We start from the raw sequence: 13345 nt of genomic DNA on the forward strand, positions 1-13345 counted from the left end.
CGGTGAATGCCTTGCAGGGCACGCTGGTGAACCTGCGGCGAACACCAGTCGGTGCGCTTTGGCCATCATTCGGGCAACTTGCGTGTCGGAGCCGAAGGCCGTCAGGTCGATGGATCGTGATTCAGGCCTGTGTGAGCCACAGCGCACGGATGCTGATGGAGGGCTGGGTGCGCGTGCCTGGCGACAGCTTCTGAAGGCTTTATTTCCCAATGAATGGGTGGCAGGGTATGCGGTCAAATCCGTTCGATGAATAACGGAACCAGGGCAATACTGGGAAATTTTTTGGCCTTGCACCTGCCTGCAGGGAAGGGGCTTGGCCTGGTTCGCACCAGACCGGTAATCGAGCGCGCATTCAGCCCGGCAGGGGGCCATGGTCACAGCCCTGGTGACCCTGCCTGCGGCACCGTCGGCCGCAGACCTGACGGCACCCTTCGGGTTCAACCCGCCTTCACGCCGAGGGACGGCGACGACGCCATCCCAGGACGCCCAGCAGGCCGCCGAGTGCCATCAACGGCAGGGCTGACAAGCTGGGCACAGGCCGAGTGGTCCCCGACGCGGCAGCCGTCACTTGGCCCACGGCCGTGCACACCTCCAGGCCGGGGTTGGCACCCATGGCGACCGGTGTGACGCAGAAGAACAGGTGCAGTCCGCTGTCGCCAGCCGTCGGGGTGTAGGTGACGTCTGCGCCGCCCGTCGTGCCTTGTTGCACCACCGTGCCGTCGCGGGATTGAGCCAGGGTGCTTAGGGGGCTGGTGACGAAGGCGTAGCGGGACCCATTGCCCGTCGTGTCTTCGGCCGTGTCTCCGGTGTACACGTAAGAGCCCGTGACCGTGCCACCCACCACGGCCGAGCCTCTGGCGGCCGGTGTGGCGGTGGGTGGTGGCGTGACCGTGAACGTGAAGCGCACCAGACCCGCCTGGCCTGCTGCATCGGCTGCACCGCCTTGACCGGCATCGGCCAGAGGGCCACCCGCCGCGCCGCCGTTGGCGCCGGCGCCATCGCTGCCGGCCAGGCCGCCTTCGCATGCAGTCAGGTTGGCGATCGCGAGCGCCACACCGGCCGCGCCCGCCGTGCCCGGTATGCCGGGGAGTCCGTCCTTGCCGCTGTTGCCGTCCGCAGGAGGCTGGGCTGTGCCGGGGTTGCCGAGCTCGCCCGCACTGCCGCCACCCGCGGCGCGGCCACCCACACCGCCCATCCCCGCGCACCGCCGGCACCCGCGACCACGCCGTCGCCGCCGGGGCCACCTTGACCGCCGGAGCCGCCCGCGCCACCGCGGCCACCGTTGCCGCCATCGCCTCCGGTTCGGTAGATGAAAGTGGGCGGGGATTCGGTGCCCAGGGGGCCGCCCGCGCCACCCGCGCCGCCGTTGGCACCAACGCCGCCATTGCCTCCGGCGCCCCCGGTGCCGCCTTGGAGGCCGCTGCCGCCGCCGCCGCCGGTGGCGCCTGCGACGCCATCGCCGCCGTCGCCCCCATTGCCGCCCACGCCACCGCGAGAGGGGCTCGCGGGGTTGTCGGTGGCGGGCGCACCCCGGGTGCCTTCTGCGCCCGCAGTGCCTGGCAAGCCATTGGCGCCGGCAGCACCTCGGCCGCCCGATCCGCCTTGGGCCGAACTTGCGCCCCCACCCACACCGCCAGACGCGCTGGCGCTGGCGTTGCCGCCGCCCCCGCCGCCGTTGGCGGTCATGCCCGAGATGCCTTCGCCCTGTACAAAGGACATGCCGCCACCGTGAGCGGCCTGACCGGCGGCACCGGCCTGCACGTTCAGCGAGGTGCCGGCGGCCACCGCAAAGGTGGCCCTGCAGTAGCTGCCGCCACCGCCCCCACCGCCATTCAAGGCGCCTGCGCTGGCGCCACCGCCGCCACCGCCACCCCAGGCCTCGATGGTGATGCTGCTGACGCCAACGGGCACGGTGCAGGTGCCCGTGCCATTCACGCCGTTGATGCAATCGGTCGCCATGGCCGGGCCTGCCATGCCGAGGCAGAGCAGGGATGTGGCTTTGGCGCATGTGGAAAACTTCATGCATTGCCTCCAAAAGGTTCGCTAAATTATGATACGAATTAAGTATTTCATAACATGACGAATCGGAGCATGGGCGACACATTCGTTCCTTGAAAGAGGGGCTGTTTCGCCGACATGCACGCCATGGTTGGGTTGCGGTTGACCAGGAAACAACATGATGAAGATTCAGCGCGCGAAAGCCGTGTCCTTGCTTTCATTGGGCATCGCAAGCCAGGTCTGGGCGGCAGACTGCGTCATCGGCCCCAATGCCGAAGGCAGCTGTACCGTGCCGGCTGGTGTCAGCAGCATCACCTTTGAAGCCTGGGGCGGCGGTGGTGGGGGTGGCTCGAACGACAAAGGTTGGGATGGTGTGCCGGGCGGCGGCAGTGGCGGTGGCGGTGGTTCGTATTGCCGGGTCACGGCGACCGTGACACCTGGTGCCATGCTGACGGTGCGGGTGGGCGCCGGTGGTGCGGCAGGGGCTGCGAACACTGTGGATTGGACGCGGGTGGGTACATCCAGCCTGGGCGGCGGCTTGTCGGCCGTTACGGGCGTCGGCCTCGCGGGCGTCACCGCCAACGGCGGCGGCGGCGGAGGCGGCAGCACGGTGAACCTGAACTATTTCGATCAGGCCAAGGGGCGACCAGGACGAGGGGCAACCGCAACGAGCGGCGGCGCGGGCGGTGCCGGGGGCGACAGCGGCGAATACAAGGCCGCGCCGGGCGGCGGCGGCGGCGCCGGGGCCACAGGCGGCCCGGGTGGTGCGGGCGGCAAGGGCGGAGACGGAGCCAGTGGTTCCTCGGGTGGCTTGTGGGACGGCTCGTTCTTTGGGCCCGGCATCAACGGTGGGGATGGTGGCAATGGCGGTGATGGCGGCGACGGCGGCCCAGGCGGAAACGGCACCGTGCCAGGCGTCGGCGGCGCCGCTGGGGCAGGGGGCTTTGGCGGCTATGGCGGAAGCGGTGGCGAGGGCTCGCCAGGGCAGCCAGAGGGAGAACCTGGCCGAAATGGCATGGCCGGCGTGCCAGGGAGTCCCGGCGTCGACGGTCAAGCTTTGACGGGGCCGCTGGCGGTGCAGGCGTGTGCCGGCGACGGCGTGGCGGGCGCGGATGGCGCCGGCATTCAGGGTGGGCAGGCGGGTGGCCCGGCCATGGGGGCTGGCGCCGGGGGCAATGGGGGCGCTGCCGGGCAACCAGGCTTGGTGCGCATGAGTTTCGTTGCCAGCCAGGTCATCGATTTTCCGGCTCAGCCGGCCTCGCACCGCATGGCTGACGGCACCTTCATGCTGGAGTTCGCCGCCACGACCAGTTCGGGTTTGCCCGTCACCTACAGCAGTTTGACGCCGAGCGTGTGCACGGTCACCGGCGCCACCGTGACGCCCTTGGCTGCCGGTGTGTGCACCATCGCCGCCGACCAGCCGGGGGGAGATGTCGAGGGTGTGCCCTATGGTTCGGCGGCCCGCGTGACCCAGGACATCTCCATTCAGGCCGCGGCCGCGAACGCGGTGGCACCGGTGCCGACCTTGAGCACCTGGGCCCTGGGGCTGTTGACAGGTGTGCTGAGTCTGATGGGTTATCGACGCCGCCGCGCCTGAAGAAGGCGATGACACGGGCCTGAGTGCATGGCCCGAACCTGGGCGCCATGTCCACCCGGCGCAGCGCAGGGTGGGCAGTCCGCCCAGGCTTCTGGCCTGGCGCAAGGGGTGGTTAGGCCGGCCGTCCCCGGCTCACTGAATCTTGGCGTCGGCCAACTCGATCAGGTTCTTCCAGATCGGCACATCGTGCTTGTAGCGCTCCATGTTCTTGGCCGGCGAGCTGTCCAGCGTCGGCTCAAAGCCCATGTCGCGGATGCGCTTTTGGATCGCCGGATCGGCCATGGCCGTGTGAATGGCCGCCGCCAGCTTGTCGATGATGGGCTTGGGCGTGGCCGCCGGTGCGATGAACCCGGCCCAGCCCGACATGCGGTAGGGCGCATCCGTCAGGCCCTGCTCGGCCAGCGTCGGCACATTCGGCAGTGCCGCCATGCGCTTGGGACCGGACACCCCCAGGTACTTGAACTTGCCGGACGCCACATGCGGGCCCATGTTCATCACGCTGCCAAACGCCAGCTGAGCCTCACCGCCCAGCATGCCCTGGATCATCGGCGCCTCGCCCTTGTAGGCCACATGCGTCATGTCGGCCCCCTGCTGCTTGTTCATGTACGCCATCACCACGTGCCCATACGAGCCCGTGCTGTACGAGCCATACGACACCTTGCCCGGATTGGCCTTGGCATACGCCGCAAACTCCTTGGCATCCTTGTACGGCGCCTTCGCATCGGCCGTTAGCACCACCACCCCCTCCATCACCTGGGAGACGTAGGTGAAATCCTTGTCCGGGTTGTAAGGCAGCTTGCTGTAGACGAACTGATTCGCGATCACCGCACCGCTGAGGATCAGCGAAATCGTGTAGCCATCGGGAGCGGCCTTGGCCACCGCATCGGTGCCGATGATGCCGCCCGCGCCCGGGCGGTTGTCCACCACGAAAGACTGGCCCAACTGGGCACCCAGCTTCTCGCCGATGACACGCGCCATGATGTCGGTGGCGCCGCCTGGGGGCATGCCGACGATCACCCGCACGGGGCGGTTGGGGTAGTTGGCGGCGGCGTCCTGGGCGCTGGCATGGCCTGTGACGAGCAGGGCGGGCAGGGCCAGCGCAAGGGCGCGGCGCGATACGGCATGGGACATGGTGGTAGTGGTTTGAATGCGGACGGATGACCGCGTTGTTGGTGCGCGGCGCGCACAAAAGCCAGGGCCTCAACTGCAAGCGCGTGGCGGTCGAAGCCGGCAGGGCCTGCCGGCTCATGAACGATTGATCCACAACAGGCGATCAAACGCGGGGCCCAAGCCTCTAGGGGTCGGGCATCCCCAGTCGTTGATCCGCTTTGGCGTGAAGACCTGCGGATGTCGGTCCTCGCGGCGGGTCGGGTTGTCTCCTCTCCTCCAGTTGCCTGGCCGTCAGGCCACCGCGTCGGATGCAAGCAGCTGCTGCACCGCCTCCGCGTCGTAGCCCAAGTCGGCCAGGATTTCCCGGGAGTGCTGGCCTCGGTGGGCCGCAGGCCCGGGCAGCTGCCGGGCGCCCTGGCCAAATCGCGCGGCACCCGCTGGCAGGCGCACCCGGCCGACATCGCCGTTGGCCACCTCGCACAGGCTGGCGTTGTGGACCACCTGCGGGTCGCACAACACCTCCGTCCGGTTGTTGACCCGCCCCACGGGCACGCCATGCGCCATGAGCCGGCGCACGGCCTCGTCGGTGTCCAGCTCGGCCAGCACCGGGCCCAGTTCGTCGCGCAAGGCCTGGCCGTGGCGCTGCAGGGCGGGCACGCTGGCAAAGCGCGGGTCGTCGGCCAACTCGGGCCGGCCCAGGGCCGTGACCAGGCCAACCAGTTCGCTGCGCTGCGGCGTGTTGGTGGTCAGGGCGCCGTTGCGCGTCTTCCAGGGTCGGTGGCTGGCGCCGAATTCGGGCGCGGGCGGGGGCGCGTCGTCCAGGAAGACGTGGTTGTACATGGCATCGGGCCACTGGAAGGCCAGCGCCGCGTCGAGCATGGCGATTTGCACATGCTGGCCGCCGGCGCCGCGCTCGCGCGCCAGCAGGGCCGAGGAGATCGCCTGGGCCGCGGTCAGCGCCGTGAGCTTGTCGCACAGCGTGGTCGTGACGAGCAGCGGGTCGCTGCCGGCGGGCTGGGCGTGCACGGCGCACATGCCCGACAGGGCCTGGATCACGGCGTCGTAGGCCCGGCCTTCGGCATAGGGGCCGTCGGGGCCGAACCCGGTGACCGAGGCGTGCACCAGGCCAGGGTTCAGCGCCTCGAGCGCGGCGCGCCCGAAGCCCAGCCGCTCCAGCACCTGGGGCCGCATGTTCTCGACCAGCACGTCGGCATCGCTCAGCAGCTTGCGCAGCACTTCGCGGCCGCCTTCGGTCTTGAGGTCCAGGGTGATGCAGCGCTTGCCGCGGTTGGCCGCGACGAACATGGCCGACAGATCGCCCTTGGCCGGGCCGATGCGCCGGCTCGTGTCGCCTTCGGGGGCTTCGACCTTGACGACGTCTGCGCCCTGGTCGGCCAGCATGCTCACGGCCAGCGGACCGGCCAACATGGTCGAGAGGTCGATCACGCGGATGCCGCGCAGCGGGGCTTTCGGGTCTGCCTTCTTGGGGTTTTGAGTCATCACCATTCCTTGTGTTGCAGCCAGTGTTCGAGCATGGGCATGCGGTCCACGCCCCAGAAGATCTCGCCGTCGGCGATGAAGGTGGGCGCGCCCCAGACGCCAGCGGCCATGGCTGCGTCCGTGGCGTCGCGCAACCGGTCCTTGCAGGCCTGGCCGTCGAGTGCCTGTGGCAGGTCGACGAGGTCGGCACGCGTGGCGACGGCGATGTCCATCAGCGCCTGTGCGTCGCGCGGTGAGTCGCCCAACGCGTGATGGCGGCGAAACACCTCGGCGGCGAAGCGTTTGGCGGCCTCCGCGTCCTGGTCGTGGATGAGCCAGAAGGCGCGGTCGGCCGCCACGTTGACGAAGGCCGCCGTGTCGCCGGGCGCGTAGGGCACGTCCAGCCAGCGTGCAAGCCGGCGGATGTCGTGGCGGATGTAGTCGCCCTTGAGCGGCAGCGCCGTGAGCGCCTGCGTCAGGCCCAGCCGGTCTTTCATGACGCTGCGCATGTGGAAGGCGTGCCAGCGCACGCCGCGGCCGTGGCGCGCGGCCAGGGCCTCGATGCGCGTGGAGGCGATGTAGCCGTAGGGCGAAAAGAAGTCGAAGTAGAAGTCGAGCATGGCAACCGCGCAGTGTGTCCTGCGTGCTCGAATGGCTCAATGGCAACTTTCGTCAGCCACCATGGCCGATTTCGACAACCGTGACGCGCTGGCCCGGCGCGCCGGGCCGCTGCCAGGGCATCAGGCCGGGCGCAGGGGCGGCCTCACTGGTGTGCCAGCCGGTACTCGCCGGGCGCCACGCCGGTCCACTGCTTGAAGGCGCGCTGGAAGGTGCTGGATTCGGAGAAGCCCAGCCGATGCGCGATCTGGGGCAGGGTCAGCTCGGGCTGGGCCAGGTACTCGATCGCGGCATCGCGGCGCAGCCCCTCCTTGATGCTACGGTAGCCCTGGCCTTCGCTGAGCAGACGGCGCCGCAGCGTCTGCGGCGTCATCGCCAGGGCGCTTGCAATCGCCTCCTGCGAGGGCATCTCACCCGCCAGATGGGCGCGCAACTGGCGGCGGATGCGCTCGGTGACGCTCGATGCGTCGCGGTAACGCACCAGCAGGTTGCCGGGCGCGTGCCGCAGAAATTCGGCCAGGCTGTCCTCGGTCTGCACCACCGGCAAGGCCAGCCAGCGCCGGTCCATGCTCCAGCCGACGGTGTCGCTCAGCGTGCCCTGCACGGGCGCCTGCAGCACCGAGCCGGCGTCGCGGAGCTCGGCTGCCACGGCGGCGGGGTACTCCAGGGCCACCAACGGCAGGCGACGCGCCACCAGCCACGAGCCCAGGCCGTGCGCGAAGAAGATGAAGGTGCGTTGCGCCTGTGCCAGGGCCACATCCACCGGTGTGCGGGAGCCGATGCGCAGGTGCGCCAGCTCGCCGTGCACCACCAGCCGGGGGACGAGCTCGTGCATCAGCAGGCGATGGTGGCGCAGCCCCAGCGTCAGCGCGTCACCCAGCGTGCGTGCGCCCAGCATCAGCCGGCAGCACTGGGTGAAACTGCCCAGCGGCAGCGGCGTGGACGAGAGCCCCCACAGCTCGTCGCGCAGCACGCGCCTCAGGCGCGCCAGCAAGCGCGCGTACTGGTCTTGGCTGACGCGGGCCAGCGGCGAAGCGAGCAGCGCTTGCGAAAGGCCCACATGCGCCAGTATCGGCTGGATGTCGAAACCCTGGCGACGAGCACCCAGCAATACCCGGTTCACATGCGCGGTGGGGATGGTGTGCTGGGTGTTGTGCATGGGTGGGACCAGGGGTCGCGGAGCTGACCGAATTTTGACTGCGCCGGCGGATGAGCGGCCTGGGCAAGGTCGCCCGGGAGGGGTGCGCGGGCTTGCGTGTGGCGGCCAGACGCGACCGCTGAATGGGCTGGCGCGGGCCTGGAACGTGCAGTGAATGGGCCACGAATGGCTTGTACGCACGTCAAGCCAGGGATGTGGGGTGGATTGGGAAGCGGGTTGCGCAGGCCGCGACGTGAACACCGTGGACGGATGCCCGGTGTGGGGTCAGCGCGTCGACCTGCGGCTGCGGGCGGCGCCCAGCGCCAGACCGGCCGCGAACAGCAGGTAGACCCCCACCAGCGCCGAGCGTGACAGGTGGTGTTCAAACCCGGGCGTCAGGCGCTTGGGGATGCAGTTGAAGTCCACCACCCAGGCCACGGCGCTGGTGGCCAATGATCCGCCGGCGATGGTGACAGTATGGCTGGCACACCGATTGTTTGTCATCGCAAAAGCGTGGATACCTGACCACCAGATCGACGCACCATGGTGAATGGCATACCCGAGTGCCGTGTGCCGGCCCGTGAAGCCGTATTGCCGGAAGGCGGCATTGCCCCAGCGCCAGTGGCCGACCGCATTCAGCGGGGCGGCCGTGCTGCGGACCTCCCGGTGCCCGGCCCACACCAGGGCCGCCGCCGACAGCACGCTGGCCAGCGTGCCTGCCAGCAAGGCCTCGCGAAGTACGCGGGTGCAAGGTGTCTGCGGTTGCGGGGCGGTCATGGGCTGCCTGGAGTTCGGGTCGAGGCATTGCAGTATGGAGCGACCCGCACCCGGCGCCTGCAGGTGTGTCCCGAACGCTGGCGGCTGGCGGGGACGCCCCGGCACGCTTGACGGAGGTTTGAAAAGCCTACGGAAGAAATTGCCAGCCTGTGGGTGATCCGGACACCCGCGGGGCGTGAAGGGGTGCAGGCACAGCCCTTGCCAGGGGAAGTGGCCGAAGCTTTTTTCGGTTCACTCGATGGAGCAGACCATGACCCAGCAAACCCGCCATGACCAGAAACCGCAGGACAACGCGCAACAAGCGCAGCAACAAGGCAACCCGCAGCAAGATCCCAAGGGCGGCCAGCAGCAACAGGACCAAAAGGGCGGCCAGCAGCAACAGGACCAAAAGGGCGGCCAGCAGCAACAGGATCAGAAGAGCAGCCAACGCGGCCAGGAGAATCAGGCCAACAACAACCGCAACCCAGGCGGGCAGCAGCGTTGAAGGTGTCGGCGGCTTGGCCTTGGCCAAGACGCTTTTTTTGACGGGCATGCGGTGTCCACGGTGCCGCCTCCCAGAGACATTGACCGGGGACAGGTCATGGCCGATCGGGATGTCTCGACGCGTGGCCCTTGAGTCCGCACGACCCAGCGCACACCACGCGCGCTCCATGTCATGGGCTTGAGCATCGGTGGCCGAGGGTTCGCCGACCGTTGGTGCGGAAAGCGGGGCGAGCTGGACTGGCCGCCGCGTCTCGCCATTGCTCACGCGCTTCCACGCCTATGCTGGGTGGATGAGCCCCTCGCGGTGCCGGGCGCGTCGCATGAGGCTTCAGGGGCCGCGTACAGCGTGTACCCCGGCAGTGATCGTCGCCCCGCGGCCAACACCGCGTTGCCTCTCGGAACGTCAGGCGGTGGACCGGCGCCTGTTCTTCAGCCGGGATGGAGCCCGCTGCCGCTTCACGCCCCAGGCTTGTTGCGCAGACCGGCGACGAGTTTGGTCAGCAGGTCATTCAATTGCCCTTGCTCCTGGGCGTTCAGCGACGCCAGGGCTTGCTGCTCATTGGCCACGTGAAGCGGCAGCACGTGGTCGATGAGCGCCCGCCCGGCGGGCGTCAGCCGCACCAGCACGCTGCGCCGGTCGTTTGGCGCCGGCACCCGCTCGATCAGGCCCTTGCGCTCGATGCGGTCGAGCCGGCTGGTCATGGCGCCCGACGACAGCATCAACCCCTCATGCAGCGCCTTGGGTGTCAACGCGTACGGCTCGCCCGAGCGCCGCAGGGTGGCGATGACATCGAACTCCCCGTTCTGCAGCTCGAACTGCGCGGCCAGCGGCGCGAACCAGTGCCGATCCAGCAGGTGGACGGCTTCGAGCAGCCGGCCCACCAAGGCCATGACGTGGGCGTCGAGGTCGGCGCGTTCGCGCGTCCACTGTTCTTCTGCACGGTGTGCGCGGTCTGACATGGTTGGCTTGATGTGAAGTTACTTGACTTGGTGGCAATGTTAAGGCCTTGCCGCAACACAACGAGGTGAATATGATTTGATATCAAGATACTTTTGATGAAGATAAATGACTGTTCAAAGCCGCTCGTGGCTCGTCGCCCTCGCCGTCGTGTGCGTGGCCCTCAACCTTCGTCCCGCGCTGGCGGCGATTGGCCCGCTGCTGGACATGATCGAAGCCGCAACCGGTCTCTCGCACACCCAGGCGGGCCTGCTGACCACCTTGCCGGTGTTTGCCATGGGGTTTGTGGGCGTGTGGGGCATGCGCATCCGCCAGGGGCTGGACGAACGCCGGGGCATCTGTGTGGGTCTGGCGCTGGTGTTCATCGCGTGTGCGGGCCGCGCCGTGGCAATGGGCACGCTGGGGCTGGTGGCCACGGCGCTCGTGGCCGGTGTGGGCATTGCGTGGGTGCAGGTGGTGGTCCCGGCGTTCATCAAGCGGCGGTTTGCGGCGGATGCCGGGCGGGTTTTCGCGCTCTACACGACCGGCATCATGGCGGGCGCGGCGTTCGCTGCGGCGTCGGCAGCGGGACTGGCCAGCAGGCTGGGCTGGACGGGGGCTCTGGCTGTCTGGGCCGTGCCGGCCTTGCTGGGCATGCCGGTGTGGTGGCTGGCCACGCGGGGGGCCACCGCGCCGGTCACCGTCCGCGCTGCCGCAGCAGAAGTGGTCAGGCCCGCCTTCTGGCGCCATCGCCGTGCCTGGGCCTTGATGGCGTTCTTCGGCATCAGCACGGGGGCCTACACCCTGGTGCTGGCGTGGCTGCCCCCGTACTACACGGGGCTGGGCTGGCACCCCGCTGCGGCGGGGTTTCTGCTCGGGGGCCTGACGCTGGCGGAGGTCATCGTCGGCTTGGCCGTGTCGGCCTGGATCGATCGATGGCCGGATCGGCGCAAGCCACTGGCTGCCGCGTTGGCGGCCCTGATCGTTGGCCTGGTGTGCCTGCTGGTGGCGCCGCTGTCGCTGGCGCTGCCCGCCTGCCTGTTGTTGGGCATCGGCATTGGGGCGCTGTTTCCCTTGTCCTTGATCGTCACGCTGGACCACATCGACGACCCGGCTCAAGCGGGGATGCTGACGGCCTTCGTTCAAGGTGGCGGCTACATGCTGGCCAGCCTCATGCCCTTGCTGGCTGGTGTGTTGCGGGATCGGTTTGCAGACCTCAGCCATGCCTGGCTGGTCATGCTCGTCGGCGCCCTGGCGCTGCTGGTGCTCTGCACACGCTTTGCGCCGGCGAGCTACCACCGGATGCAGGCGTGAGGGAGGAGCGCCCCATCCGCGCGGGTTCGGCGAAGGGTGGGGGCGCTTGGGCTGACGCGCCCGTCAGCATCGTTGATGCCTGAGTGTGGTCGAAGCAGCACGAAGCAGATGGGCAGTATGGTGATAGGTCGATGATTCATGAATCGAAAATATGGGTATACCTCGTGAATTTTGAAGGGTGACTGAGCACGCCCAAGCCCCGAGACGCCACCCACAGCGCTGAGGGGCCGCCTCAGGGCGCCTGCTGCAGGTCGGGCTCCACGAGTTTGGCCAGTTTGCGCAGGCACTCTTGCCAGCCCAGGTGACAGGCTTCGGGCGGAATCGGGTCGGGGATGCCCTGCTGTTCGATGCGAACTTCGGTGCCGACCGACACGGCGGTGAGGTCGACCGTGACCTTGAGCTCGCCCGGCAGGGCCGGGTCGTCGAAGCGATCGGTGTAGACCAGACGTCGCCCCGGCACCAGCTCCAGGTAGGTGCCGCCGAAGCCGTGGCTGTCGCCGGTGGTGAAGTTGCGGAAGGACATGCGGTGGGCGCCGCCCACCCGGGCGTCCAGTTCGTGCACCGTGCAGGTGTAGCCGTTGGGGGGCAGCCAGCTGGCGATGGCGTCGGCCTCCAGGAAGGCGCGGTACAGCTTGTCGGGTGGGGCGGTGAACACGCGGTGCAGGTGGATGGTGCTGGGCATGGGGCCTCCGGTTCAGGGTTGACGGGTGGCAGCGGGCAGTGGGTATTCCAGCTGCATGGCCACCACCTCGGTGGTGCGCCGGCCATGGCGCTCGCCGATGGCCTGCAGGGTGAGGTCGAGCGAGCGCTGGGGCGGCTGGTCAGGATAGGTCGAGATGCGGCGCTCTGCAGGCCAGTCGTTGGTGACCTGGTCGGGGACGATGCGCACGCCGTGTCGGCTGGTCACGGCTTGGCTGGCCGCGGCAAAGCTGGTCACGCGCGAGCGGTAGGTGCGGGACCAGGCATCGGCCGCCAGGGCCAGCGACACCTCGTCCATGCCGGATGCCAGCGCCACGCCCAGGCGTTCATGGCGCCACAGCGCCAGGCGGTTGCGCATCACCGTCTGTGCAAAGTCGCGCGTGAGCCGAAAGGCCCCGCTGTCGTGCCGCGTGTCCCAGGGTGCGTGGCCGAGGTCGCGTGCGAGGGCTTGAGCCTTGTCGGGGCCGGCGATGGCGTCGACCAGGGCCAGCATCATGGGCATGGAGGCCGTGATGCCCGTGGTGGTGGTCACGCCGGCGTCTGCCACCAGGCGCCGGTCGGCCACGTAGTGGATCGAGGGGTGCTGTGCCTGCAGGTCGCGCCGGAAGAACCAGTGCGTGGTGGCGCGCTTGCCGTCAAGCAGGCCCGCGGCGGCCACCACCTTGGCGCCGGCGCAGATGCCGATGATGCGGGCGCCCTTGCGGGCCTGGCCGCGCAGCCAGGCCATCACGGCGGGGTCGTCGTCGCGGCTCATGGCCGGCACGATGACGTAGTCGGCGCCGTCCGGATGCGCGGTGTCGAAGGCCTGCACCGTGGCATCGGGCATCACGCGCAGGGCTGGGTACAGCTGCACCGGGCCTGGGCCGGTTGCCAGCATGACGACATCGGCCACGTCGGCCCGGCGCAAGATGCCCGTGGGCATCAGGTAGTCTGTGGTCTCGGTGGCGTCGTTGAGGCCAACCACGGCGATCAGCGGCCGGGCGCGCCCGCTGTGCGGAGCCGGCGCCAGCGCCTGGCGCAGGGCCATGGTTTCGGCCTGGGGAATGGGTGGCCCATCGCTGCGAGCAGCCCGGGTGGCGGGCAGGCTGAACAGCCAGCACCCCAGGGCCAGCGCGGCCAGCGCCAGCACGGCGGCGCCCCCGATCAACCAGCGTGTGTTCATGGTGTTCTCCTGCGTGGGCGGCGCTGCGGGGCG

13 protein-coding genes and 1 pseudogene are annotated in these 13345 nt (G+C 69.1%); 4 read left to right on the plus strand and 10 right to left on the minus strand.

Annotated features, from left to right (window positions below; all coding sequences use genetic code 11):
• Positions 1 to 39 precede the first annotated feature (39 nt).
• A pseudogene (locus CCO03_RS20355) lies at positions 40 to 194 on the plus strand (PrpF domain-containing protein); the annotation flags it as partial.
• A 254-nt stretch (positions 195 to 448) separates the two neighbouring features.
• On the opposite strand, the gene CCO03_RS08835 reads toward CCO03_RS20355, so the two are convergent.
• Together CCO03_RS08835 and CCO03_RS20620 are read right to left on the minus strand one after the other, a co-directional pair.
• A complete protein-coding gene (locus CCO03_RS08835) occupies positions 449 to 1054 on the minus strand; it encodes a hypothetical protein (protein ID WP_087279994.1) in 606 nt (201 codons plus the stop codon).
• The gene (locus CCO03_RS20620; protein WP_087279999.1) at positions 1030 to 2022 is read right to left on the minus strand and encodes a hypothetical protein; all 993 of its coding nucleotides are present in this window, start codon (positions 2020 to 2022) and stop codon (positions 1030 to 1032) included. The genes CCO03_RS08835 and CCO03_RS20620 overlap by 25 nt, the downstream gene beginning before the upstream one ends.
• Positions 2023 to 2176: 154 nt before the next feature.
• Between CCO03_RS20620 and CCO03_RS20590 the strand changes: the two genes are divergently transcribed.
• The gene (locus CCO03_RS20590; protein ID WP_157667601.1) at positions 2177 to 3595 is read left to right on the plus strand and encodes an IPTL-CTERM sorting domain-containing protein; all 1419 of its coding nucleotides are present in this window, start codon (positions 2177 to 2179) and stop codon (positions 3593 to 3595) included.
• 132 nt (positions 3596 to 3727) lie between these two features.
• Here the strand turns inward: CCO03_RS20590 and CCO03_RS08855 are convergent, their stop codons facing one another.
• The 5 genes from CCO03_RS08855 to CCO03_RS08875 all read right to left on the minus strand — a co-directional run bounded on the left by CCO03_RS08855 (position 3728) and on the right by CCO03_RS08875 (position 8717).
• Positions 3728 to 4726 carry a Bug family tripartite tricarboxylate transporter substrate binding protein gene (locus CCO03_RS08855; protein WP_087280008.1) on the minus strand — a complete coding sequence of 333 codons (999 nt, stop codon included), beginning with the start codon at positions 4724 to 4726 and terminating at the stop codon, positions 3728 to 3730.
• A 270-nt stretch (positions 4727 to 4996) separates the two neighbouring features.
• On the minus strand, positions 4997 to 6205 hold the full coding sequence (locus CCO03_RS08860) for a CaiB/BaiF CoA transferase family protein (protein ID WP_157667602.1): 1209 nt from the start codon (positions 6203 to 6205) through the stop codon (positions 4997 to 4999).
• A complete protein-coding gene (locus tag CCO03_RS08865; protein WP_087280014.1) occupies positions 6205 to 6804 on the minus strand; it encodes a 2-hydroxychromene-2-carboxylate isomerase in 600 nt (199 codons plus the stop codon). The genes CCO03_RS08860 and CCO03_RS08865 overlap by 1 nt, the downstream gene beginning before the upstream one ends.
• A 143-nt stretch (positions 6805 to 6947) precedes the next feature.
• Positions 6948 to 7961: an AraC family transcriptional regulator gene (locus tag CCO03_RS08870; protein WP_087280017.1), complete on the minus strand. Its 1014-nt coding sequence runs from the start codon at positions 7959 to 7961 to the stop codon at positions 6948 to 6950.
• A gap of 264 nt (positions 7962 to 8225) precedes the next feature.
• Positions 8226 to 8717, minus strand: a complete 492-nt coding sequence (locus tag CCO03_RS08875) for a hypothetical protein (protein ID WP_087280020.1) — start codon at positions 8715 to 8717, stop codon at positions 8226 to 8228.
• A 238-nt stretch (positions 8718 to 8955) separates the two neighbouring features.
• Between CCO03_RS08875 and CCO03_RS08880 the strand changes: the two genes are divergently transcribed.
• Positions 8956 to 9201 carry a hypothetical protein gene (locus CCO03_RS08880; protein WP_087280024.1) on the plus strand — a complete coding sequence of 82 codons (246 nt, stop codon included), beginning with the start codon at positions 8956 to 8958 and terminating at the stop codon, positions 9199 to 9201.
• 455 nt (positions 9202 to 9656) lie between these two features.
• Here the strand turns inward: CCO03_RS08880 and CCO03_RS08885 are convergent, their stop codons facing one another.
• A complete protein-coding gene (locus tag CCO03_RS08885) occupies positions 9657 to 10160 on the minus strand; it encodes a MarR family winged helix-turn-helix transcriptional regulator (RefSeq protein WP_087280027.1) in 504 nt (167 codons plus the stop codon).
• A 106-nt stretch (positions 10161 to 10266) separates the two neighbouring features.
• Between CCO03_RS08885 and CCO03_RS08890 the strand changes: the two genes are divergently transcribed.
• Positions 10267 to 11451, plus strand: a complete 1185-nt coding sequence (locus CCO03_RS08890; RefSeq protein ID WP_087280030.1) for an MFS transporter — start codon at positions 10267 to 10269, stop codon at positions 11449 to 11451.
• A gap of 232 nt (positions 11452 to 11683) precedes the next feature.
• Here CCO03_RS08890 and CCO03_RS08895 read toward each other — a convergent pair whose 3' ends face one another.
• A complete protein-coding gene (locus CCO03_RS08895; protein WP_087280033.1) occupies positions 11684 to 12133 on the minus strand; it encodes an SRPBCC family protein in 450 nt (149 codons plus the stop codon).
• A 12-nt stretch (positions 12134 to 12145) separates the two neighbouring features.
• Positions 12146 to 13312 (minus strand): DJ-1/PfpI family protein, encoded by a 1167-nt coding sequence (locus tag CCO03_RS08900; protein WP_087280036.1) that lies wholly within the window; start codon positions 13310 to 13312, stop codon positions 12146 to 12148.
• Between the last annotated feature and the right edge of the window lie 33 nt (positions 13313 to 13345).

It is taken from the genome of Comamonas serinivorans (assembly GCF_002158865.1).
Taxonomy (GTDB): Bacteria; Pseudomonadota; Gammaproteobacteria; order Burkholderiales; family Burkholderiaceae_C; genus Comamonas_E; species Comamonas_E serinivorans.

What these genes read in the sequence shown, in the direction of transcription:
- CCO03_RS20620 (WP_087279999.1), bottom strand. Translation starts at nt 2,022, where the DNA reads ATGAAGTTTTCCACATGCGCCAAAGCCACATCCCTGCTCTGCCTCGGC.
- CCO03_RS20590 (WP_157667601.1), top strand. Translation starts at nt 2,177, where the DNA reads ATGATGAAGATTCAGCGCGCGAAAGCCGTGTCCTTGCTTTCATTGGGC.
- CCO03_RS08855 (WP_087280008.1), bottom strand. Translation starts at nt 4,726, where the DNA reads ATGTCCCATGCCGTATCGCGCCGCGCCCTTGCGCTGGCCCTGCCCGCC.
- CCO03_RS08860 (WP_157667602.1), bottom strand. Translation starts at nt 6,205, where the DNA reads ATGACTCAAAACCCCAAGAAGGCAGACCCGAAAGCCCCGCTGCGCGGC.
- CCO03_RS08865 (WP_087280014.1), bottom strand. Translation starts at nt 6,804, where the DNA reads ATGCTCGACTTCTACTTCGACTTCTTTTCGCCCTACGGCTACATCGCC.
- CCO03_RS08870 (WP_087280017.1), bottom strand. Translation starts at nt 7,961, where the DNA reads ATGCACAACACCCAGCACACCATCCCCACCGCGCATGTGAACCGGGTA.
- CCO03_RS08875 (WP_087280020.1), bottom strand. Translation starts at nt 8,717, where the DNA reads ATGACCGCCCCGCAACCGCAGACACCTTGCACCCGCGTACTTCGCGAG.
- CCO03_RS08880 (WP_087280024.1), top strand. Translation starts at nt 8,956, where the DNA reads ATGGAGCAGACCATGACCCAGCAAACCCGCCATGACCAGAAACCGCAG.
- CCO03_RS08885 (WP_087280027.1), bottom strand. Translation starts at nt 10,160, where the DNA reads ATGTCAGACCGCGCACACCGTGCAGAAGAACAGTGGACGCGCGAACGC.
- CCO03_RS08890 (WP_087280030.1), top strand. Translation starts at nt 10,267, where the DNA reads ATGACTGTTCAAAGCCGCTCGTGGCTCGTCGCCCTCGCCGTCGTGTGC.
- CCO03_RS08895 (WP_087280033.1), bottom strand. Translation starts at nt 12,133, where the DNA reads ATGCCCAGCACCATCCACCTGCACCGCGTGTTCACCGCCCCACCCGAC.
- CCO03_RS08900 (WP_087280036.1), bottom strand. Translation starts at nt 13,312, where the DNA reads ATGAACACACGCTGGTTGATCGGGGGCGCCGCCGTGCTGGCGCTGGCC.